General features: G+C 62.1%; 19 protein-coding genes. 6 read left to right on the forward strand and 13 right to left on the reverse strand.

The features are described from left to right. The first annotated feature begins 69 nt into the window (after positions 1–69). Complete coding sequence (locus tag KI612_RS07370) at positions 70–2286, forward strand: CBS domain-containing protein (RefSeq protein ID WP_226443168.1); 2217 nt, start codon at positions 70–72, stop codon at positions 2284–2286. Continuing rightward, positions 2283–6029, forward strand: coding sequence for a PAS domain-containing protein (locus KI612_RS07375; RefSeq protein WP_226443169.1), 3747 nt, complete (start codon positions 2283–2285; stop codon positions 6027–6029). Before KI612_RS07370 ends, KI612_RS07375 begins: the two co-directional genes overlap by 4 nt. Positions 6030–6083: 54 nt before the next feature. Here KI612_RS07375 and KI612_RS07380 read toward each other — a convergent pair whose 3' ends face one another. The 5 genes from KI612_RS07380 to KI612_RS07400 form a co-directional block, all read right to left on the reverse strand. Then, complete coding sequence (locus KI612_RS07380; protein ID WP_226443170.1) at positions 6084–8405, reverse strand: acetate/propionate family kinase; 2322 nt, start codon at positions 8403–8405, stop codon at positions 6084–6086. 311 nt (positions 8406–8716) lie between these two features. Further along, positions 8717–9436 (reverse strand): phosphoadenylyl-sulfate reductase, encoded by a 720-nt coding sequence (locus KI612_RS07385; RefSeq protein ID WP_226443171.1) that lies wholly within the window; start codon positions 9434–9436, stop codon positions 8717–8719. Between the two features lie 9 nt (positions 9437–9445). Next, positions 9446–9955, reverse strand: coding sequence for a DUF934 domain-containing protein (locus KI612_RS07390; protein WP_226443172.1), 510 nt, complete (start codon positions 9953–9955; stop codon positions 9446–9448). Beyond that, complete coding sequence (locus KI612_RS07395; RefSeq protein ID WP_226443173.1) at positions 9955–11628, reverse strand: nitrite/sulfite reductase; 1674 nt, start codon at positions 11626–11628, stop codon at positions 9955–9957. Before KI612_RS07395 ends, KI612_RS07390 begins: the two co-directional genes overlap by 1 nt. Positions 11629–11637: 9 nt before the next feature. Then, the gene (locus KI612_RS07400) at positions 11638–12414 is read right to left on the reverse strand and encodes a sulfite exporter TauE/SafE family protein (protein ID WP_226443174.1); all 777 of its coding nucleotides are present in this window, start codon (positions 12412–12414) and stop codon (positions 11638–11640) included. Between the two features lie 152 nt (positions 12415–12566). Here KI612_RS07400 and KI612_RS07405 point away from each other — a divergent pair, with 152 nt between their 5' ends. Together KI612_RS07405 and KI612_RS07410 are read left to right on the forward strand one after the other, a co-directional pair. Further along, complete coding sequence (locus KI612_RS07405) at positions 12567–13508, forward strand: CysB family HTH-type transcriptional regulator (RefSeq protein ID WP_226443175.1); 942 nt, start codon at positions 12567–12569, stop codon at positions 13506–13508. A gap of 66 nt (positions 13509–13574) precedes the next feature. Next, positions 13575–14420 carry an HDOD domain-containing protein gene (locus tag KI612_RS07410; protein WP_226443176.1) on the forward strand — a complete coding sequence of 282 codons (846 nt, stop codon included), beginning with the start codon at positions 13575–13577 and terminating at the stop codon, positions 14418–14420. Positions 14421–14485: 65 nt separating this feature from the next. Here the strand turns inward: KI612_RS07410 and KI612_RS07415 are convergent, their stop codons facing one another. The 5 genes from KI612_RS07415 to KI612_RS07435 all read right to left on the reverse strand — a co-directional run bounded on the left by KI612_RS07415 (position 14486) and on the right by KI612_RS07435 (position 17861). Continuing rightward, on the reverse strand, positions 14486–15796 hold the full coding sequence (locus tag KI612_RS07415; RefSeq protein WP_226443177.1) for an EAL and HDOD domain-containing protein: 1311 nt from the start codon (positions 15794–15796) through the stop codon (positions 14486–14488). A gap of 70 nt (positions 15797–15866) precedes the next feature. Then, complete coding sequence (locus KI612_RS07420) at positions 15867–16658, reverse strand: peptidylprolyl isomerase (RefSeq protein WP_226443178.1); 792 nt, start codon at positions 16656–16658, stop codon at positions 15867–15869. Positions 16659–16693: 35 nt separating this feature from the next. After that, the gene (locus KI612_RS07425; protein ID WP_226443179.1) at positions 16694–16954 is read right to left on the reverse strand and encodes a BolA family protein; all 261 of its coding nucleotides are present in this window, start codon (positions 16952–16954) and stop codon (positions 16694–16696) included. Beyond that, a complete protein-coding gene (locus KI612_RS07430; protein WP_226443180.1) occupies positions 16951–17253 on the reverse strand; it encodes a YciI family protein in 303 nt (100 codons plus the stop codon). The genes KI612_RS07425 and KI612_RS07430 overlap by 4 nt, the downstream gene beginning before the upstream one ends. Further along, positions 17253–17861, reverse strand: a complete 609-nt coding sequence (locus KI612_RS07435) for a septation protein A (protein ID WP_226443181.1) — start codon at positions 17859–17861, stop codon at positions 17253–17255. Before KI612_RS07435 ends, KI612_RS07430 begins: the two co-directional genes overlap by 1 nt. A gap of 51 nt (positions 17862–17912) precedes the next feature. Here KI612_RS07435 and KI612_RS07440 point away from each other — a divergent pair, with 51 nt between their 5' ends. Beyond that, positions 17913–18965 (forward strand): HD-GYP domain-containing protein, encoded by a 1053-nt coding sequence (locus KI612_RS07440; protein ID WP_226443182.1) that lies wholly within the window; start codon positions 17913–17915, stop codon positions 18963–18965. A 33-nt stretch (positions 18966–18998) separates the two neighbouring features. Next, positions 18999–19337: an Hpt domain-containing protein gene (locus tag KI612_RS07445; protein WP_226443183.1), complete on the forward strand. Its 339-nt coding sequence runs from the start codon at positions 18999–19001 to the stop codon at positions 19335–19337. Here the strand turns inward: KI612_RS07445 and bioD are convergent. The 3 genes from bioD to KI612_RS07460 are packed head-to-tail and all read right to left on the reverse strand — an operon-like array spanning position 19323 to position 21452. Next, positions 19323–19988 (reverse strand): dethiobiotin synthase, encoded by a 666-nt coding sequence (gene bioD, locus KI612_RS07450; protein ID WP_226443184.1) that lies wholly within the window; start codon positions 19986–19988, stop codon positions 19323–19325. The two genes, KI612_RS07445 and bioD, sit on opposite strands and share 15 nt — an antisense overlap. Beyond that, positions 19985–20746: a malonyl-ACP O-methyltransferase BioC gene (gene bioC / locus KI612_RS07455; RefSeq protein WP_226443185.1), complete on the reverse strand. Its 762-nt coding sequence runs from the start codon at positions 20744–20746 to the stop codon at positions 19985–19987. The genes bioD and bioC overlap by 4 nt, the downstream gene beginning before the upstream one ends. Beyond that, on the reverse strand, positions 20739–21452 hold the full coding sequence (locus tag KI612_RS07460; protein WP_226443186.1) for an alpha/beta fold hydrolase: 714 nt from the start codon (positions 21450–21452) through the stop codon (positions 20739–20741). The genes bioC and KI612_RS07460 overlap by 8 nt, the downstream gene beginning before the upstream one ends. Between the last annotated feature and the right edge of the window lie 3 nt (positions 21453–21455).

The raw sequence follows: 21455 nt of genomic DNA on the forward strand, positions 1-21455 counted from the left end.
ACTGGGAGTACACTCAGCGAAGCGCATTACCTGAAAACCATTACCGTCGCGCCCGCGGACAAAATGACAATGAACTCGGTTTCCCATTTGAAGCTTTCCGATATTGCCACGCAGGCGGTGTCTACCGTATCGCCCGATACGCCGCTTGATGAAGCGGTCAGGCGTTTTGCCGCAAGGCATGTGTCGTCGCTGGTCGTTGTCGAGAACGGCCGGCCGGTTGGGATCGTCACCGAGCGTGATCTGGTGCGTCTGATGTATACCGGTTCTGCCGATGCGCGGCCGGTGCGGGCTGTGATGAGCGCGCCGCTGCTGACCGTGCCGCACAATCTCGATTTTTCGTCGGCACAGATCATGATGGCCAATTGCGGCATACGCCATCTGGTACTGGTCGATGAGGCCGGCGCCTTGTGCGGACTGGCCAGCGAAACCGATTTTCGCCGGCATCTGGGTACCGACCTGCTGGCCTTGATCCAGAGCCTGAATACCGTGATCGACCAGGGCGGCAAGCTGATTCATCCGGACCTGCCCCTGGCCTTTGCGCTGGAAACCATGGCTTCATGCAAGCTCGATTACGTCATCGTCGGGCGCGATGGCGTGGCCGAGGGCATCCTGACCGAGCGCGACGTGCCGGCGTTGCTGGCGCAGCATCTTGATCCGCACTCGGTCCGCCTGGCTGAGGTGATGAGTGCGCCGCTTCTCACGATCAGTATCGATGCTTCCGTCGACGAAGCATCCCGGTGCATGGAGCAATCCGGTTTTCGCCATCTTGGCGTCGTTGACCGGAGCGGCCTGTTTGTCGGTGTGCTCAGCCAGCATCGCATGCTGGAAAAGCTGGGCATGGCCCTGATGGGGCAAAGTCGCGTGCAGCTCGAGGATCGCATGAGCATGGTGCTTGAGGCGACCGGTGTCGGTACCTGGGAGTTTGACGACATCCGCGGGCAACTGGTGCGCAGCACCGCCCTGAACGGCATGATGGAGAGCGTTTCCGGCAGCACGCTGGAGGCGATCGACAGCGTGCTGCAGCGCCTCAAGCCGGCTGATCGCGAACTTCTGGTCGCCGGCCTGGAGCGGATGCGGCGCGGTGAACAGGAGCTTTTGTCCCTCGATTGCAGTATTCGCAATGGCGAAGGCAAGCCGCGCTGGGTTTCGATCCGCGGCAAGGTGCTGGAGCGTGACGCCGATGGCCGGCCGGTGCGCTCGGCCGGGGTGGCGATCGATATTTCGGCCCAGAAGGAATCGGAAGCGCTGCTGCGTCAGAGCGAGGCCCGCTTTCGTGATCTCATGGAAAAGGTGCCGCTGGCGATTGCCCATTTGAATGCGCGCCAGGAGATCGTCTTTCTCAACCCCCATTTTGAACGTCTCTTTGGTTATACCCGGGAAGATCTGCCCAATCTTGCCGCCTGGTGGTTGCTGGCCTACCCCGATGAAGAGCAGCGCAACGAGTTTCGTAATGCCTGGCAGGAAAAGGCGGCGATGGCCGCCGATGGCACCTTGCAGTCTTTCGAGCGGAGTGTCACCTGCAAGGATGGCAGCCGGCGGCACATCGAGTTTTCCGGCATCGTGCTGAGCGACGAGTTCCTGTTCATCCTCACCGATGTGAGCGAACGCCAGCGGCAACAAGCGATGCTGGAGTTCAGCAATGCCATTCTCGAGCGTATTTCGCGCGGCTCCTTGCTGAGCGACGTTCTCGATTTCATTGTTCGCCAGATTCAGGCAGTGGAACCCGGTATCGTCTGTTCCGTGCTGTTGCTCGACGAGGAGGGGCAGCATCTGCGGCACGGGGCGGCTCCCGATCTGCCGCTTGCTTATTCGCAGGCCATCGATGGCGCCCGGATTGGCCCGCAAGTCGGTTCCTGCGGCACGGCGGCCTATCGCGGCGAGGAAGTGTTTGTCGGCGACATTGCCAGCGACCCGCTCTGGGCCGATTACAAGGAACTCGCGCTCGGGCATGGTCTTGCCGCCTGCTGGTCTTCGCCGATCAAGTCGACTGTCGGCAAGGTGCTCGGAACCTTCGCGGTGTACTGGCGCACGCCGCGCCTGGATGTGGGCAGCAATGTCTCCCTCTACGTTGCTGCGGCAACCGCACTTGCCGGCGTCGCCATCGAAAGCCGCTTGCGCAACGACGAATTGCGCAGCCGGATTGACGAATTGCGGCGCTGGCAGCAGGCCACCTTGGGCCGCGAGGGCCGGGTGATCGAACTGAAACGCGAGGTCAATGCCTTGCTGGCCCGTCTTGGTGAGGCGCCACGCTATGCCAGTGTGGCCGGAAGTGGAGACGCGGCATGAGGGTTTTGCGACAAGCTACCGGTCGACTGCTCCTGCTTGCCTGTTTTGTGCTGTCTGGCCTGAGCAGTGCCCTGGCGGACGGGGGGCAGCGCCTGCGCGTCAGCATGGACGACAACTACCCGCCTTATGTCTTTCGCGATGATGATGGCGAACTGAAGGGCTACCTGATCGATCTGTGGGCGCTCTGGCAGGAAAAGACCGGGGTCGCCGTCGATATCGATGCGGTTGACTGGGCCGTCGCGCAGCAGCACTTTGCCGCCGGTCAGACAAATGTCATCGATACCATTTTCCGCACGCCCGAGCGTGAGGCGAAGATGGATTTCACCGCGCCCTATGCCGATCTGCCGGTGCCGATTTACGTGCATCACAGCATCCAGGGCATCGACGGGCTGAAAACGCTCAAGGGCTTTGCGGTCGGTGTCAAGAAGGGCGACTCCTGCGCTGATTATCTGGCAGCCCGGGGCGTGCTGCGTCTGGATGCCTACCCGAGTTACAAGGCACTGGTGGATGCTGCCGTCGCCGGCGAGGTGCGCATTTTCTGTCTCGACGAGGCCCCGGCCAATTTCCTGTTGCGCCAGGTCGATGCGGACAAGGCATTCCGCCAGGCTTTCAACCTGTATACCGGTCAACTGCACCGGGCGGTCAAAAAAGGGGATGCCGCCCTGCTGGCAACGGTCAACCGCGGTTTTGCGGCCATTTCCGGGAGTGAACAGCAGGCCCTGCACGACAAGTGGATGGGGCGGGAACTGGCGGTGGGGGCGTATCGCAGCGAATTGATCTTCGGCTTTGCCGGCGTTGTGGCGCTGGCGCTGCTGCTCCTCGTCTGGAACCTGCTGCTGCGTCGCCAGGTCGGGCGCCGGACCCGGCAACTCAGCGAGGAGCGCGAGCGCCTGAGTGCCATTGTCGACGGGGTTGGCGGCTATATCTTCATCAAGGGCCGCGATTATCGCTACCAGTTTGCCAACCGCGCGACCTGCGAATTGTTCGGGCGTTCGTATGAAGAGGTTGTCGGCCATCCGGATGAGGACTTCTTTGATGCCGAATCGGTGGAGCGCTTGCGCGCCAACGACCGGCGGGTGATTGAACAGGGTGAAAGCCTGCGCCATGTCGAAAACCGGATCACGCGAATCAACAGCGAGAGCCGCAGCTACGTTGCAGTCAAGGTGCCGATGCGCGATGCGGACGGCCAGATCATCGGCCTGCTGGGCGTTTCGACGGATATTACCGAGCAGCAACGCGCCGAAAAGGCGGTGCGCGATCTGGGTGACGAGTTGGCGGCCACCTTGCGGGCAATCCCCGACCTGCTTTTCGAGGTCGATGAAAACGGCCGCTACTGCAATGTCTGGAGCCAGGCACACGAGGATGAACTGGCGACCAGCCGCGAAGAGTTGATCGGGCGGACGGTGGCGGAAGTCATGCCGGAAGCAGCCGCCACCGTCATCATGGGAGCGCTGGCTGAAGCCTTGCAAACCGGTGATAGCCGCGGTCAGCTGATTTCACTCGATCTGCCCGGACTTGGCCGGCAGTGGTTCGAATTGTCGACCTCGCTCAAGGCGGGCGATGCCCGGCCACGGCGCTTCATGGTGCTGTCGCGCAATGTCAGCGACCGCCTGGCCGCGCAAGAGGCGGCCGGTGTGGCCCGCAACGAGGCGCATCGCTTGCTGGCAGAGGCCGAAAGCACGCGCCTGGCGCTGCTCAGCATGCTTGAGGATCAGAAACTGATCGAAAGCCAGTTGCGCAAGCTGTCGCAGGCGGTCGAGCAAAGCCCCGAGACGGTCGTCATCACCAACCTCGAGGCCAATATCGAGTACGTCAATCAGGCCTTTGTCGAGACCAGCGGTTATTCGCTGGATGAGGTGCTTGGACGCAACATGCGGCTGCTGGGCTCCGGGCAGACGCCGGCGGCAACTTATATGGCCTTGTGGCGTGCGTTGCGGGCAGGGCAGGTGTGGACCGGCGAACTGATCAACCGGCGCAGGAACGGCGAAATCTATTACGAACATGCGGTGATTTCGCCAATTCGCCAGCCCGGTGGTGAGGTGACGCATTACCTGGCGATCAAGCAGGACATTACCGAGAAGAAACGCATCAACGAAGAACTGGTACAGCACCGCCACCATCTTGAAGAACTGGTCGAGCAGCGCACCGGCGAGCTGCTTGCCGCCAAGGATGCGGCGGAAGTCGCGAGTCGTGCGAAGAGTGCTTTCCTGGCCAACATGAGCCACGAAATCCGTACGCCGATGAATGCAATCGCCGGGCTGACCCATCTGCTCCTGCGTGTCTGCCAGGATGAAGAGCAGCTCGACAAGCTGGGCAAGATCAAGCAGTCGGCCGACCACCTGACCGGGGTGATCAACGACATTCTCGACATCTCGAAAATCGAGGCCGGCAAGTTCGAACTTGAAACCATCGAGTTTGATCTGGGCGAACTGCTGGAGAGTGCCGGTGCGCTGATGCGTCACAAGGCGCAAGCCAAGGGGCTGGTCCTGCATGTCGCGGCGCCGCCCGAGCTGGGCGGACATCTGCGCGGCGATCCGACCCGACTGAAGCAGGCGTTGCTCAATTATCTCGGCAATGCCGTGAAGTTCAGCGAACAAGGCAGCGTCAGCTTGTGCTGCAGCCTGCTCGGGATCAGCGGGAATGTGGTCAGTCTGCGTTTCGAAGTCAGCGATACCGGCATCGGTGTCGAGCCCGAGGTCTTGGGCCGCCTGTTCAATGCATTTGAGCAGGCCGACAATTCGACCACCCGGCACTATGGCGGAACCGGGCTCGGGCTGGTCATTACCCGTCACCTGGCCGAACTGATGGGCGGTGAGGCCGGGGTGAGCAGCGTGCCCGGCGAAGGCAGCACCTTCTGGTTCACCGCCTGCTTCCAGCTGGTGATTGCCGGCAGCAAGGCCGATTTGCCGATCAATTCGCCGCTCGATGCGGGGGCGGAGGCAGCAGAACAACGGCTGTTGCGTGATTTTTCCGGGCGCCGGGTCCTGCTCTGTGAGGACAACGCGATCAATCGTGAGGTCGCACTTGAATTGCTCAACTATGCCGGCATCGTGGTCGATATTGCCGAACATGGCGGCGAGGCCCTGGAAAAGCTGCAGGCGGGATCCTGCGAGCTGGTCCTGATGGACATGCAGATGCCGGTCATGGACGGCCTGGAAGCGACCCGCCGGATTCGTGCGCTGCCCGGGATGAGTGCCTTGCCCATCCTGGCGATGACGGCCAATGTCTTTGCCGAAAACCGCGAGGCATGTCTGGCCGCCGGGATGAATGACTTTGTCGCCAAGCCGGTTGATCCGGCTGCACTCTATGCCGCCTTGCTCAAATGGCTGCCGGCGGCGGGCGAGGCGCCGCTTGTTTCACCTGATCCGGTAGTGGCAAGCGCACCGTCGGAGGATTTCGTGATTCCCGGCGTGGATCTGAGTGTCGGTCTGGCGATTACCCGCGGCAAACGTGAGCGACTGCTGCATCTGCTGCACTTGTTCGTCGCCAATCATGGTCGTGACGTACCTCAGATTCGTGAGTTGCTGGCGCAGGGTGAGGCGGCAAAGGCGGAACGGATTGCGCACGCATTGAAGGGCGCTTCCGGTTCGCTTGGGATCAGCGAAGTCTATCGGCTGGCGACGCAGCTCAACAGCCTGTTGCGTGATCAGGCAGCGGTCGACCTCGTCGAAGCGGCGATTTTGCCGCTGGCGGCCGAGCTGGATGCGGTTTGCGCCAGCATCGTCGCCATTCCTGAAGCTTGAAGCAAAAAGGGGGATGACCGTTGCCGGTCATCCCCCTTTTTTATGTTGCCTTGATCAGGCGCGGCTCTGGATTTCCTCGATGTAGCCGAGCATGCCGGTCTTCAGGTTGCCGGCATTGCCTTCATCGGTATCGATGTGCATGGCCAGGCGGAAAGCCGGATTGACCCGGACCACGACGTCGCCGAAGATCAGTTCGCGCTCGCCTTCGACACGGACGCGGACGATGTAGTTGTCGCGCACGCGGAAACGCATCGCATCTTCCGGCGACATGTGGATGTGGCGCTGGGCGCAAACCACGCCGCGTTCTATGGTCGAGCTGCCGTACGGGCCTTCCAGCGTCACGCCGGGCGTGCCGGCGAGGTCGCCGGACTGGCGGATCGGCGGTTGCACGCCGAGCTTGAACTGCTCGGTCATCGCGATTTCGACCTGGGTTTCCTTGCGGGTCGGGCCGAGCACGCGCACCTTGGCGATGCGTCCCTTCGGGCCGACCAGGTGCACCTGCTCTTCGCAGGCGTACTGGCCGGGTTGCGACAGTTCGTGCATCGGCGTCAGCTGGTGGCCGGGGCCGAACAGCTTCTCGACGTCGGCTTGCGACAGATGCACGTGGTGCGCCGAAATCTCGACCGGAATGGCCGGCGTGTCGTCGGCCTTGGCTTCCTGCAGCAACTGGTTGCGTTCGATGGCGCGCAGGGCTTCCCAGGCGACCAGACGCTCGTCGTCATTGGCGACAACCAGGATGGTGACCGGCGAGTCGTCGGCGGAAATGACTGCGTAGCCTTCGAACTGGCCGAGGTTGCGGTTCTTTTCCTCGTCGAGCTTGATGCCCATGTAGGAAAGGCCCTGGCAGGCCAGGCTGCGCACCGTGGCGCTGGTCTCGCCGATGTCGCCGGTGAAGGCGAGGACGTCGATGCCACCCATCGCCGCGACGTAGGCGCCGATGTTCTTGCGCACCTGGTAGCAGAAAGCCTTGTGTGCGAGCAGGGCGCGGTGTTCGCCTTCGGCCGCCGCGGCTTCGATCTCGTGGATGTCGCTGGAAATGCCGGAGATGCCCTTGAGGCCGCTCTCGGTGTTGATCAGCGTGGACAGCTGTTCCGGCGACATGCCGTGTTGTTCCATCAGGTGGATCATCACCGCCGGATCGATGCTGCCCGAACGGCTAGGCATGATCAGACCGTCAGTCGGCGTCATGCCCATCGTCGTGTCGATCGAACGGCCGTGATCGATAGCGCACAGCGAGGCGCCGATGCCGAGGTGGCAGGAGACGATTTCGAGTTCGCCGAGCGGGCGCTTGAGGACTTCAGCCGACTTCAACGAAACATAGCGGTGCGACGTGCCGTGGAAGCCGTAGCGACGAATGCCGTGCTGCTTGTACAGATCGTAGGGCAGGCCGTAGAGGTAGGCGTAGGGCGCCAGCGTCTGGTGGAAGGCGGTGTCGAATACGGCAACCTGCGGTACGCCCGGGAACTGCTTTTGCGCGACGCGGATACCGGCGACATTCACCGGGTTGTGCAGCGGCGCGAAAATTGCCAGTTCTTCGATGTCGGCGATCACCGACGGCGTGATGACGACCGAGCTGGAGAACTTGTTGCCGCCATGCACGACGCGATGGCCGATCGCGGTGACGTCTTCCGGATGGAAGGTGAAGGACGGGCCGAGCAGGGCGGTGGCTTCGGTCATCACGGCAAACAGGTCGGAGAGCTTGAACGGTGCGTGCTCGATGACCTTCTGCTGCGGGCCGACGGTCACGGTGATCTTGGCGACCTGCTTGTCGGCATGGTCGATGATGCCATGCACGTCGGCGCCGCTTTCCAGCGTGTCGTAGATGCCGAAATGGATCTGGCTGATGCCGACATTGAGCACGACGACCTTGCCCGGCTCCTTGGTGGTCAGCGACAGCGCGTAGGGATCGCTCGACTTGCTGACGGCGTTGGCCTGGGCGGTGACCAGATCGACCGACATGACGCGGGTGCGGTCGGCGAGCAGGCGCGACAGGTAGCCGAGCGCCTTGGGGTTGGTCAGGATGTGCGAGTTGAAGACTTCCTGCGGAATCATCAGCACGAAGCAGCGATTGCCGGCGATCACGTCGGCGACGATGCGGTCGCCGGTAAGCAGCGACATGACGCCGAAGACATCGCCGACGCCGAGCTGGGCGATCACCGAGCGGGTGCCGGTGTTGTCGGTCATCGAGATCTCGGCGTGGCCGCTGATCATGACGCCGATGAAACGGCCTTCGTCGCCGGTTTCAAGAATGGCTTCATTGCCTTCATAAGTCGCCAGACGCGACTTGATGACGATTTCCTCGACCTTGTCAGCCGGGAAGTTCTCGAACAGACGGACCTGTTCGAGGAAAAAGCGCTTCAGATCAATTTCGCTCATGCTGTTTCTCGCTTAAAACGGATTTTTATAGGCGAGAGACTATCACTGTTGCTGCGGTGCAGCAAAGCCTGCTTTGGTTACAGTTTTATATCAGCCCTTGACGTGCAAGCCACACTCCTTCGAGTCCGGGCTTTAGCTACGGCCGCCCCTGCGGGGCTTAACGTCGCTGCGCGTTTAGCCTGCGCTGAAGTGCTGATTCAGGAGGTGGCCTTCAAATGAAGGCCACATTCCTTGGTATCAGCACTTTAGCTGCGGCCGGAGCGTTGCTCCTTAACTTCGCGTTGCGAAATTAGCCTGCGCAGATCGCCGGATCAGCCTTTTACGTGCAAGCCACACTCTTTCGAGTCCGGCGATTCCCACCACCAGCGGCCGGAGCGGATGTCTTCGCCAAGCGAGATGGCGCGGGTGCAGGGGGCGCAGCCGATGCTGGGGAAGAACTTGTCGTGCAGGGCGTTGTAGGGGACGGCGTTCTGCTTGATGTAGGTCCAGACTTCCTTTTCCGACCAGTCGGCGAGCGGGTTGAATTTCTCCAGGCCGTTGCCTGCGTCGTATTCGCGTGTTGCCAGGTTGCCGCGCGTTGCGGCCTGTTCGGCGCGCATGCCGGTGATCCAGGCCTTCTTGCCGGCCAGGGCGCGCTTGAGCGGTTCGACCTTGCGCACGTAGCAGCAGCCCTTGCGCAGCTCGATCGACTCGTAGAAGGCGTTGATGCCGTTGGCGCGCACGTAGTCCTCAACGGTCGACGCCTGCGGGAAGTAGATTTTCAGTTTGAGGCCGTAATGCGCTTGCACGGCGGCCATCAGGTCGTAGGTTTCGAGTGGCAGGCGGCCGGTGTCGAGACTGAAGATCTCGATCGGCAGCCCGGCCTTGACGATCAGGTCGGTCAGCACCATGTCTTCGGCACCGAGGCTGTTGGCAAAGGCGGCCGGCGCCCAGTTGCCGGCGATGTCGGCGAGCAGGGCTTGTGCCGTCGCCGTCCTGGCGGCGACGCTGGCGGTCAGTTCGGGGGTGATCTTGAGCAGGCTGGGCGTCATCGGGAAATCTCAGGAACGGCGGCGGAAAAGCGGTTGCGGCTGGCTGGTCGAGGCCTGGTAGGCATCGCCGAAGCTGGAAAAGCCCTTGTTGACGGCGTGCACCGCATTCTTGCCATCCTTCAGTGCGTAGCTGTCGAAGCCGACGCGCTGCATGAAGAAAAGCTGGTCGTGCAGCACGTCGCCGACGGCGCGCAATTCGCCCTGGTAGGCATAGCGCTGGCGCAGCAGGCTGGCCGTGGAATAGCCGCGGCCATCGACGAACTTGGGGAAATTGACGGCGATCACGATGAAATATTCGAGGTCGCCGGCCACGTCTTCAACGCGCTCGTCGGGCTGGATGAGCAGGCCGATGCGCTTGCAGGTCGAGATGATCTCGGTCTTGCGCGCCTGCCAGACGGGCAGCGGGAAAATGATGTCGCCGGCGGGCAGGGCAACCGTTTCCGGCGTTTCGCCCTCGGCCAATTCAAGCGTTTTCCAGGTGTCGACCGCTACGGCCTTGTCTTTGATCAGTTGGGCCATTATGCGGTCTCCTTGTCTGCTGCCTTGGCTTTGCCGTGGGCGCGGCCTTCATATACGCGGTTCTTGAACGGGTCGATGCCGATGCGATCGAAGGTGTCGAGGAAGCGCTCCTCGTCGCTACGCTGCTCCAGATACACCGAGATGATCTTCTCGACGACGTCCGGCATCTCGTTCGCGGCAAACGACGGGCCGATCACCTTGCCTAGCCTGGCCTGGTAGCCCTGGCGGCCGCCCAGCGTGACCTGGTAGAACTCGTCGTTGTTCTTGTCGACACCGAGCACGCCGATGTGGCCGACGTGATGGTGGCCGCAGGCATTCATGCAGCCGGAAATGTTGAGGTCGATTTCGCCGATATCGAACAGGTAGTCGAGATTGTCGAAACGGGCCTGGATGGCGGTGGCGATGGGAATCGACTTGGCATTGGCGAGGTCGCAGAAATCGCCGCCCGGGCAGCAGATCATGCTGGTCAGCAGACCGATGTTGGGCGTCGCCAGGCCGTTTTCTTTGGCTATCTGCCAGACGGCGTAGAGATCGGCTTGTTTGACGTCGGCGAGGATGATGTTCTGCTCGTGGCTGATGCGCAGTTCGCCGAAGCTGTATTGGTCGGCGAGGTCGGCAACGACTTCCATCTGGTCGGAAGTGATGTCGCCCGGCGCCACGCCGTGCGCCTTGAGCGACAACGTGACGGCGGTGTAGCCGGCAACCTTGTGCGGCTGCCTGCAGCGGTCGACCCAGCGGCGGAAGGCTTTTTCCTCGGGCAATACGGTGTCGCCCGGGCTTTCGTAGGCCGGTGCGGTGAAATGCGCAGCAATGCGGTCGTACTCGGACTGCGTGATGGTGGCCGGGCCGCCCTTGCCGTGCGCCCATTCCTCTTCGACCAGCTTGGCGAAGGCTTCGACGCCAAGTGCCTGGACGAGAATCTTGATACGCGCCTTGTAGGCGTTGTCGCGGCGGCCGGCGCGGTTATAGACGCGCAGGATGGCTTCGCAGTAGGTCAGGATGTCCTGCCAGGGCAGGAAGTCGCGCACGACCTCGCCGCGGATCGGGGTACGGCCGAGACCGCCGCCGACGATTACGGTGAAGCCGACCTGGCCATCGACGACCTTGAGATGCAGGCCGATGTCGTGGAACCAGGTCACGGCGCGATCTTGCTCGGTGCCGGAAATGGCGATCTTGAACTTGCGCGGCAGGAAGGCGAATTCCGGATGGAAGGTCGTCCACTGGCGCAGGATCTCGGCGAGCGGGCGCGTGTCGATGATTTCGTCGGCAGCGACGCCGGCGAACTGGTCGGTGGTGATGTTGCGCAGGCAGTTGCCGGAAGTCTGGATGGCGTGCATCTCGACTTCGGCCAGTTCGGCTAGGATGTCAGGCACGTCCTCGATCTTCGGCCAGTTCAACTGCAGATTGTGGCGGGTCGTGAAGTGGCCGTAGCCGCGGTCGTACTTGCGCGCGACATGAGCCATGCGGCGCAGCTGGGCCGAATTGAGCATGCCGTAGGGCACGGCGATGCGGAACATCGGCGCATGGCGCTGGATGTAGAGGCCGTTTTGCAGGCGCAGCGGACGGAACTCGTCGTCGGCCAGTTCGCCGGCCTGCCAGCGGCTGACCTGGTCACGGAATTGCTCGACCCGCTCGTTGATCAGCTGGCGGTCGATGGCATCGTATTTGTACATGAAAATTCCTTAAGCAACGATCAGCTTGCCGCCGATGACCACGAGCATGGTGGCCAGCAGGCGACGCAAAATATGTTCCGGGACCTTGGTCGAAACCTGGGTGCCCAGCCAGATACCCGGCAGCGAACCGAGCAGCAGGCTGCCGAGCAAGGACCAGTCGACCCCGCCCATGGTCCAGTGGCCGAGGCCGGCGACCAGGGTCAGCGGCACGGCATGGGCAACATCCGATCCGACAATCCTGATCGGCGAAAGTTTGGGGTAGAGGAAGTAAAGGGCGGCGACGCCAAGGGCGCCGGCGCCGACGGAAGAAATGGTGACCAGCACGCCGAGAATGGCGCCGACGGCCACTGTGATCTTGCCCAGGCAGCATTTGCGCAGGGCCGATTCTTCGTGCTGGCTGGCATATTCGCGCAGCTTGCGGCCGAACAGGATGGCGATGGCGGTCAGCACCAGCGCGAAGCCGAGGCCATTCGAGATGATCTGGCCGAGCACGTTGCTGCCCTTGGGCAACTGCGAGAGGACGATGATGGTGAGGGCTGCGGCCGGGATGCTGCCCAGCGCCAGGCGGCCGGTGATAGCCCAGTCGATGTGACCCTTCCTGCCGTGCGCGACGGTGCCGCCGGCCTTGGTCAGCGCCGCGTAGAGCAGGTCGGTGCCGACCGCCGTCGCCGGATGTACGCCAAACAGCAGCACGAGCAGCGGCGTCATCAGCGAGCCGCCGCCAACGCCGGTCAGACCGACAATGGCACCAACGGCAAAGCCGGAAAGGGTGTAGAGATAATCCATGGCGCGCATCGTAGCAGTGGCGATTTGAAACAAAAAGAATATTGAGTTAGATTGGTATAGCTAAAGGTTATTAAGAACGCGAGGATCCAGGATTGAGCTGTTAGCAACAGTGCTCGATCCTCGATCCTCGATCCTCGATCCTCAATCCAGAAATGAAACTTCAACAACTACGTTACATCGTCGAAATCCAGCGTCAGGGACTCAATGTCTCGGAGGCGGCGGAGTCGCTCTATACCTCCCAGCCCGGCATTTCCAAACAGGTCAAGCTGCTTGAGGACGAACTGGGGATTTCCATTTTCGAGCGCAGCGGCAAGCGCTTTACCGGTATCACCGAGCCTGGCAAATCAGTACTGGCGATTGCCGAGCGCATCTTGCGCGAAGCCGAAAACCTCAAGCGGGCGAGCGCCGAATTCGCCAGCGGTGAAACCGGCCGTCTGGTTCTCGGTGCGACGCACACCCAGGCGCGCTATGCGCTGCCGGTCGTGGTGCGCGATTTCGTCGCCAAGCATCCGACCGTCAAGCTCGAGATGCACCAGGGCAGCCCGACCCAGATCGCCGAATGGGTGGTCAATGGCGAAGTCGATATCGGCATCGCGACCGAGTCGCTCGACCAGTATCCGCAACTCGTCACGTTGCCGGTGCGCCAGTGGAGCCATTGCGTGATTGCCCCCGAAGGGCACCCGATCCTGGCGACGCAACCTTTGTCGCTCAACGAACTGGTGCGCTGGCCGCTGGTCACCTATGACTCGGCCTTTACCGGCCGTTCCCGTATCAATCGTGCTTTCGAGCGGGTCGGGACGCAGCCCAACATCGTGCTCACCGCTCTCGATGCCGACGTGATCAAGACCTATGTCAGCCTTGGCCTCGGGCTTGGCATCATTTCCGGGCTGGCTTTCGACGCCCAGCGCGATACCGGTCTGGTGGCAATGGATGCGGCGCATCTGTTCGAGTCGAACACGACACGGCTGGCGCTGCGTCGCGGCACGTATTTGCGGCGTTACGACTACGATCTGATTGCCGGATTTGCGCCGCATCTTTCCCGGCATGTGGTCGAAATGGCCATGCTGGGCGGCGGTGCGGAATATCAATTATGACTTTTGTCGTATTTGCCGGGTTTCGTTGAGGGGTTAAGCTGTAACGGCCAACCAGGAGCCGTCAGCATGAATGCCGTAACCGAAGAGAAAGCGTTGTTGAGTTTGTTGCAGGGCGTCGACTTTCCGCCTTGCCCTGCCGTTTTGCTGGCCGTTGATGCCGAACTGAAAAAGGAAACGCCGGATCAACGGGAAATCGCGCGTCACATCAGCACGGATGTCGCTCTCTCCGGTTGTCTGATGCAGGTTGCCAATTCGCCGGCCTTTTCGACGGGGCGACCGCTCAACTCCATTACCCAGGCGCTGCAAATACTGGGGACGCAGCAGGTATTCAATCTGCTGGTAACCCAGTTGCTGAAAGTGGCCTTGTCCGGTGCGCCGGATGTGTCGCTGGATCGTTTCTGGGACTCTTCAGCCCAGACCGCCCGTCTTGCAGCCGAGTTGGCGCGCCGTCTGCGTTGCGTGCGGCCTGATGTTGCCTACACCTTCGGACTTTTCCACGATTGCGGCATTCCGCTGTTGATGAAGCGCTTTCCGCAGGCCAGGGCCGCACTGGCCGAGGCCAACGTGGCAGATGAGCAGAGTTTCACCGAGGTCGAAGAGCGTCATCTCGGCACCAATCATGCTGTGGTCGGTTATTTCCTGGCGCGCCGCTGGCATTTGCCGTCATTCGTTGCCGAAGGCATCCTGCATCATCACGACTATCGTTTGCTGGCCGAGCCGGGGCGTGTTTCCGAGGACGTAAAACGTCTGATTTCGATTGTCGTGCTCGCCGAACACATCATCCGCCTGCAGGCGGGTGACCATGGCGAACAGGAGTGGCACAAGGCAGCTTCGGTCGCCTGTGAAAGCTTGGGCTTGTCGCTGGCGGCGATTGATGACCTGATCGAGGATATGTGCGAGTGGCTGGCCTAGCCAGCCTTTGCAGCTGTTTGGCCTAAGCGTCGGCGCAGTATCCGTACTGGTTTATCCAGGCTTGGCTATTCCCAGTGTTCGGTCACTTCGCTGGCCCAGGCGGTGGCGCCGAGCAGGGCGCTGTTGATGCTTTTCGGGCTGATTCCGGCGTCGACCGCTGCATCCTGCAGTTGTGCCGGATCATGGCTCTCGCTTGCTTCGGCCACGGCGAGCAGCGCCGCGTAAGGGCCGCTCCGCTCGAGCAGGGCCTGGCTGATTTCCTGGGCAAGCGGCAGTTCTTCGATGATTTCGTGCAAGGGCTGTTGCAGCAGACGCTCCAGGCAGGAAAAAATTCCGGTCAGGAAAAGCGGGTCTGGCGGCAGCGGCGGCGAAGTCAGCATTGCCAGGTCTTCCATCAGCTTGCCGCGGGTCAGGGCACTTTCGACCAGCATCCAGTCCGCGAAATTGGCCTCGTTGACCGAAAAGAGCAGGATGGCCAGCCAGCGCGTCAGACGCTGCCGGCCGAGCATGATCAAGGCCTGGCTGATCGAATCGATGCGGTGGTTGAGGCCGATCACCGGTGAATTCAGGTAACGCAGGATGCGGAAGGTCAATACCGGGTCATGCTTCATGGCGGCAGCAATTTCCGGCGTTTCCGCTTCACCCTGGACCAGGCGCAGCAGGTTCAGAAGGTGAATCTTGTGCGGGTCAACCTGGCGTATTCCCGGTCTGGCCGGGGCGGTGGCGGCAAAGTTGCCGTGGAAGAAATTGAAATGCCATTGCTGGCAGAGTCTGTGTTCGTCCAGGCTGTCGATGTTGGCGGCAAACAGATGTACCGGCGGTTGTTTCTCGCTGGCCCGGAAGGCCACGGAAATGTCGCGGACATTGCCGGCATCGCTGCCGGCCACATCAATGACACCGTAGTCGGCCAGGGGGGCGACGTGGCTGAAGGCCGGGTGGCCGGGGCGATGGCTCAGCCCGATGCCGATGCCGCGCTGGCGCAGTTGCGCAAGCTTGTCGCGCAGTGTTGCCGTATCGGTGTCGCGATTCGAGAGATGCAGCAACAGCACCAGGTTTTCGCCGGGCAGGCGGTCGACCGTTGCTTGCCGCAGCGTGATCGAGGAGAGCGGTACGAAGGCCGGCAGGGTATTCCAGGCGGCATTGCTGGCCAGCAAGGTGTTGAGCAGCAGGTCGTCGATCAGGTGCTGGACGTCGTCCGGCCCATTGGCCAGCAGGGCTGACCGGTAAAGACGGAAGAGGTGGCCGGCCAGACGGTTCTGCCGGTCAAAAACGGCCTCCCGGCAGAGTAGGCCGGTTTTTCCCTGGTCGTAGAGAATGTCGTTCTGAAGCTGGTTCTCGGCCAGCGCGCCGGCGTCACCGGCAAAGATTTTTTTCAAGCTGAACAACCCGTTCCCCAAACAAAAATGCCCGCTTGCAAGCGGGCATTATCGCATGGGGCAGGCGAGCTCAGTCGACTTTGGCCTTTTCGCGCAGGTCCCTGACCAGCTGTTCGATCTGGCGGTTGGTGACGCGTTGTTGCAGTTGCGGCTTGACCTGTTCGAACGGCGGCGGGGTCAGCGAACGCGAGTCGTCGAGCTGGATGACGTGGTAGCCGAAATCGGACTTGACCGGTGCCTTGGTGTATTCACCCTTCTTCAGCTTGGTCATCGCTTCGGCAAACGGCTTGACGTAGGAGCTCGGCGTGCTCCAGTCGAGTTCGCCACCCTTGTCCTTGGAGCCCGGATCCTTCGACTGCTTGGCCAGTTCGGAGAACTTTTCGCCCTTGTCGAGCTTGGCGATGATCGCCTTGGCATCATCTTCCTTGTCGACCAGCACGTGGCGGACCTTGTATTCGGTATTGCCGAGAGTGGCCTTGATGCCGTCGTATTCGGCCTTGAGCTGGGCATCGGTGACCGGATGGGCGCGCGAGTAATCGGAGAGGAAGGCACGGATCAGCACGGCCTGGCGGGCAAGATCAACCTGGCCCTGGACTTCGCTCTTCTTGTCGAGGCCCTTTTTCTTTGCTTCCTGGGCGATGACTTCGCGGCGGACCAGTTCTTCCTTGACCGCATTTTTCAGTTCGGGCGAGTCGGGAGCGCCCTGGGCCTTTTGCTCGGCCAGGAAGGCATCAAAGACTGCTTGCGAAACGGCGACGCCGTTAACCGTCGCTACGGGCTTGCCCTTTTCTGCAGCCAGTACCGGCGCCGAAACGATGGCGCCAGCAACGAGCAGGGCAGCCAGACGGGAAAGTTTGAGCATGTAATTCATCCTTGGGGTGGGGGAAAACCAGAAAATTATACTTCGCCGGGCGCGCGGGCGTTGATGGCCAAAGCATGTATTTTGCCGCGCATCAGGTCGCCGACCGCGTCATAAACCAGGCGGTGGCGGGCGACCGTGGTCTTGCCGGCAAACACCGGGGCGACGATGTCCAGAACGAAGTGGCCGCCATCCCTGGCGCCGGCATGGCCGGCGTGACGGTGCGACTCGTCTTCGATGGCAATCGATTCCGCCTGCAATACGGCGAGGCGTTCGCGCAGCAGTTCAAGCGTACTCACGCCGGCAGCGCTTTCTTGAACGGTTTGACGACGACTTTTTCATAGACGCCGGCGGCGATGTAAGGGTCGGCGTCGGCCCAGGCTTGCGCGGCGGCAAGCGAAGCGAATTCGGCAATGATGATGCTGCCCGAGAAACCGGCCGGGCCGGGATCGGGCGAATCGATGGCCGGACAGGGGCCGGCCAGGATCAGGCGGGCTTCGGCCTGCAGAGCCTGCAGGCGCTCAAGATGGGCGGGGCGGGCGGCCAGGCGTTGTTCGAGCGAGCCGGCGCGGTCTTCACCGATGATGACGTAGAGCATTATTTTTCTTCCTGCACGTATTTCGACAGCAGCAGACCTTGCCCGACGATGAAGACGAACAACAGGCCCATGCCGCCGAACAGTTTGAAATTGACCCAGGTATCGGTCGTGAAATTGAAGGCAATGAACAGGTTGAGGCAGCCCATGAACAGGAAGAAGGCCACCCAGGAAAGGCTGAGCCGGTTCCAGACGGATTCGGGGAGCGTCAGCTGTTCACCGAGCATGGCCTTGATCGCGTTCTTTTTCAGGATGAAGGACGAGAAGCCGATGCTGCCGGCGAACACCCAGTACAGGATGGTCGGCTTCCACTTGATGAAGGCTTCGTTCTGGAAGATCAGGGTCAGGCTGCCGAAGACGCTGACCAGCGCGAGGCTGACCCAGAGCATCTTGTCCACCTTGCCGTGGCGCAGTCGCACCCAGATGATCTGGGCGACGGTCGCGGCAATGACGACGATGGTGGCGAGCAAAATCGGCGCCTGCTTGAGGTCGACCGTTGCCGAACCGAGCAGGGAGGCAACCCAGCTTGCCGCCAGCTCCGGACTTTTCTCGGAGTACTTGAAGGCGACAAAGAAGAGGATGACGGGGAAGAGGTCAAAAAGCAGTTTCATGGCGGCGCATTATATACTCCGAAAACAACCCGTCCGTATCCGAGAGCGCTTATGCATACCGTGCTGATCATCGATGACAGCGATATCAACCTGACCCTGATCAAGGCCTTGGTCTTGAAGCTGGGCGAGTGCAACCCGGTCCTGTTCGAGAATCCGCTCAAGGCGCTCGACTGGTGCCGGGAAAACGTGCCGGATCTGGTCATCGTCGATTACATGATGCCGGACATGGACGGCTTGCGTTTCATCAGCGCCTTCCGCGCCCTGCATGGCCGCGATGAAGTGCCTATCCTGATGGTTACCGCCAATGACCAGAAGGATGTCCGCTATGAAGCCTTGCTCGGTGGTGCCAACGACTTCCTGACCAAGCCGATCGATCGCGTTGAATTCGGGGCACGTGCCCGCAACATGCTGTCGCTGCGCACCGGCCAGAAGTTCCTCGCCGACCGCGCCCAGCACCTCGCGGCGTTGGTCCATGAGCAGACCCGCGAGATCCGCGACCGCGAGAAGGAACTGATTTTCCGCATGTCGCGTGCCGCCGAGTTCCGCGATCCCGAAACCGGCGCCCATATCCAGCGCATGGCCTATTACTCGCAGGCCATCGCCAAAGGCCTGGATCTCGACGAATCCGTCCAGAAGCTGATTCTCGAAGCGGCGCCGATGCACGATGTCGGCAAGATCGGCATTCCCGACTACATCCTGCTCAAACCGGGCAAGCTGACGCCGGAAGAGTTCGAAGTCATGAAGGGGCACGCCCGTCTTGGCCATGAACTGCTCAACAACAGCGGTTCGGAGATCCTGCGCGCCGGCGCCCAGATCGCCATCAGTCATCACGAAAAATATGACGGCAGTGGCTATCCGCGTGGGTTGAAAGGAAATGACATTCCCCTGTTCGGTCGTATCGTTGCCGTGGCCGATGTGTTCGATGCCCTGACCTCGGAGCGCCCCTACAAGAAAGCCTGGTCACTCGAGGATGCCGTACATTTTCTCGAAGAAGGTCGCGGCAAGCATTTTGATCCACTATGCGTGGAAGCCTTTCTGGCAACCTGGGATATCGTGCTCGACATTCGGCAGCGCTTCCAGGATGAAGACGCGCCGATGCTTTGAGCCGGCGTTGGTGAACAAGATACGGAGACAGGAATGACAGCAGCGTTCAAGCTGGACAAGGCCGTGATTCTCGAGCGCCTGGGTGGCGACGAGGAAATTTATACAATGATGGTCGACATGTTTTTACAGGATGTCGAAAACAATTGCACGGCTTTGGCCGCCTCCCTGGTCGCCGGTGAAATGCCGGATCTGCAGCGCGAGGTGCATACCGTCAAGGGCTTGCTCGCGACCTTTTCGGATGATGCCGGTGCCGAAGAGGCGCAAGTCATCGAACGGCAGATCAAGTTGGGTCAGACGGCGAATCTGGCCGAAGAAATCGCTGCCCTGCAGGCCCGCCTGCGCGAAGTGGCCGGCGTGCTAGGCACCCGGTAGATTCAGGAATCCGGCGGCGCCGATGGAGCCGCCAGGCGGCGCGTAGGGTACGACGCCGAGCAAGGGCGCTGGCAGCAAGCCTTGCAGCGTCGCCAGATTTTCGTCGAAGCGTGCCATTGCCGAATCGATCCGGTTGGCGACCCAGCCGGCCAGTTCAAGGCCGCGGCCGACGATGGCTTCTGCCGTGAGCAGCGCGTGGCTGATGCAGCCCAGGCGCATGCCGACGACCAAAATGACCGGTAAACCGAGGTCGACCGCCAGGTCGGCACTGTCGCGGTCGACCGTGAGCGGAATGCGAAAACCGCCGGCGCCCTCGACGATGAGGAAATCGGCGGCGGCCATCGCCTCTGCGCAGGCTGCCTTGATCACGGCAAAGTCGATACTGCGGCCTTCTTCGGCGGCAGCGATGTGCGGCGCAATCGCCGCGGAAAGACAATAGGGATTGACCACGGCGCGCGGCAGCGCCAGATTGCTGGCGGCGAGGATCTGTTCCACGTCCTCGTTTTGGCCGGATGCATCGGTGCCGGCGGCAATCGGCTTGAGGCCGGCAGCCTGATGGCCATCCTGTGCGGCGCGCCGGAGCAGGGCGCAGGTGATGAAGGTCTTGCCGATCTCGGTATCGGTACCGGTCAGGAAATAGGCTTTTTTCATGCTTGGGCGTAAAGCGTGATGACGTCGTAGGTGAGCGGCAGGCCGGCCGGTGTGCGCAAGGTTTCGCCGGCCGCCTCGGCGCGCGCGAAGGCGGTGCGGCTCATCAGGCTGCGCCGCTGGCCGGCGCCGACCTGATTGGCGCCAACCGCCTTGACCGCCTTGAGCAGCGACTTGAAATCCGGGTAATGCGCGATTTCCGTGCTTTTTTGCACGTCGACCGCTGCGAAGCCGGCCGCGAGCGCAATCTGCCGGATTTCGTCCGGACTGTGAAAACTTAGCGTGTGACGGTATTCGTCTACGCCGGCAAAGGCATGGCGTAGTTCGTGGAAGGTAGCCGGGCCGAGGCTGGCCAGGGCGAGCCGGCCGCCCGGCTTGAGCGTGCGCCGCGCTTCGCGCAGGGCCAGCGCCAGTTCGCACCACTGTACGGCCAGGCTGGACCAGTAAAGGTCGAGGCTGGCGTCGACCAGCGGCAGATGTTCGAGGTCGCCGGCCAGGCGGCAGCACGGTGCCACGATGCGCCCGAGCATGGCGGGCGAGAGGTCGAGAGCGAGTGCCTGCGCGGCGGGAAAGCGCGCCAGCAGCAGGGACTGCGCATAGCCGGTGCCGCAGCCGGCATCGAGCAGGCGGTCGACCCGGATGTCAGGCAGGCCGGCGAGCAGGCGATCGCAGATGCGGCGCTGCACGGCGGCGGCGCTGTCGTAGGTCGGGGCGGCGCGCTCGAAGGAAAGCCGGACGCGCGCCTTGGCGGGTTTATGCATTGACGAAGGCGGCGACGCGGGCGACGAAATCGGCCGGCGTCGAGATGAAGGGAGCGTGCGCGCAATCGGCAAAGACTTCGAGGCGGGCGCCCGGAATCAGCGCGGCGAGCGCCTCGGCGGCGGGCAGCGGCATCAGCGGATCGGCCGAGCCGTTGAGCAGCAGGGTCGGTACCTTGATTTCGGTTGCGGCCTGGCGCAGGTCGACGACGCGCAGCCATTCGAGGCCGGTCGCCAGCACGGCGCCGGACGGGCGCGGGTCGGCCAGTTGCAGGAGTTCCTGCGTCACCGCCTTGGCGCGTGCGTCGCCGCGATTGAAGCCGCCGACGAAGCGCGGCAGCATGGCTTCGGCATCGGCGGCAATGCCGGCCGTGAATTCGGCGAGCATCGCCGGCGGCATGCCGTGTGGCCAGCCGTCGCGCTGCACGAAACTGGCCGTGCCGGCAACCAGCACCAGCTTGCCGACCTTTTCCGGGGCCAGCGCGGCAACGGCGAGCGCCAGCTGGGCGCCGAGCGACCAGCCGCACAAGGTGGCGCCGGCCGGCAGACGGGCTGCGATATCGGCTGCGGCGGCATCGAAATCGGCAATCAGCGGTGCATCAGCGTAGCCGGGCAGGTCGAAAAACTGCCCGTTTAGCGCGTCGACCGCTGCGGCAAGCGGGCCGCGACCGAGGCACCAGCCGGGAATGAAATAAAGGGGAGTGGACATGGC

The organism is Quatrionicoccus australiensis, from assembly GCF_020510525.1.
Lineage (GTDB): Bacteria > Pseudomonadota > Gammaproteobacteria > Burkholderiales > Rhodocyclaceae > Azonexus > Azonexus australiensis_B.

Bases quoted from the DNA above. Each gene is read 5' to 3' on its own strand.
- KI612_RS07370 (WP_226443168.1), top strand. From the start codon at position 70: ATGAACTCGGTTTCCCATTTGAAGCTTTCCGATATTGCCACGCAGGCG.
- KI612_RS07375 (WP_226443169.1), top strand. From the start codon at position 2,283: ATGAGGGTTTTGCGACAAGCTACCGGTCGACTGCTCCTGCTTGCCTGT.
- KI612_RS07380 (WP_226443170.1), bottom strand. From the start codon at position 8,405: ATGAGCGAAATTGATCTGAAGCGCTTTTTCCTCGAACAGGTCCGTCTG.
- KI612_RS07385 (WP_226443171.1), bottom strand. From the start codon at position 9,436: ATGACGCCCAGCCTGCTCAAGATCACCCCCGAACTGACCGCCAGCGTC.
- KI612_RS07390 (WP_226443172.1), bottom strand. From the start codon at position 9,955: ATGGCCCAACTGATCAAAGACAAGGCCGTAGCGGTCGACACCTGGAAA.
- KI612_RS07395 (WP_226443173.1), bottom strand. From the start codon at position 11,628: ATGTACAAATACGATGCCATCGACCGCCAGCTGATCAACGAGCGGGTC.
- KI612_RS07400 (WP_226443174.1), bottom strand. From the start codon at position 12,414: ATGGATTATCTCTACACCCTTTCCGGCTTTGCCGTTGGTGCCATTGTC.
- KI612_RS07405 (WP_226443175.1), top strand. From the start codon at position 12,567: ATGAAACTTCAACAACTACGTTACATCGTCGAAATCCAGCGTCAGGGA.
- KI612_RS07410 (WP_226443176.1), top strand. From the start codon at position 13,575: ATGAATGCCGTAACCGAAGAGAAAGCGTTGTTGAGTTTGTTGCAGGGC.
- KI612_RS07420 (WP_226443178.1), bottom strand. From the start codon at position 16,658: ATGCTCAAACTTTCCCGTCTGGCTGCCCTGCTCGTTGCTGGCGCCATC.
- KI612_RS07430 (WP_226443180.1), bottom strand. From the start codon at position 17,253: ATGCTCTACGTCATCATCGGTGAAGACCGCGCCGGCTCGCTCGAACAA.
- KI612_RS07435 (WP_226443181.1), bottom strand. From the start codon at position 17,861: ATGAAACTGCTTTTTGACCTCTTCCCCGTCATCCTCTTCTTTGTCGCC.
- KI612_RS07440 (WP_226443182.1), top strand. From the start codon at position 17,913: ATGCATACCGTGCTGATCATCGATGACAGCGATATCAACCTGACCCTG.
- KI612_RS07445 (WP_226443183.1), top strand. From the start codon at position 18,999: ATGACAGCAGCGTTCAAGCTGGACAAGGCCGTGATTCTCGAGCGCCTG.
- bioD (WP_226443184.1), bottom strand. From the start codon at position 19,988: ATGAAAAAAGCCTATTTCCTGACCGGTACCGATACCGAGATCGGCAAG.
- bioC (WP_226443185.1), bottom strand. From the start codon at position 20,746: ATGCATAAACCCGCCAAGGCGCGCGTCCGGCTTTCCTTCGAGCGCGCC.
- KI612_RS07460 (WP_226443186.1), bottom strand. From the start codon at position 21,452: ATGTCCACTCCCCTTTATTTCATTCCCGGCTGGTGCCTCGGTCGCGGC.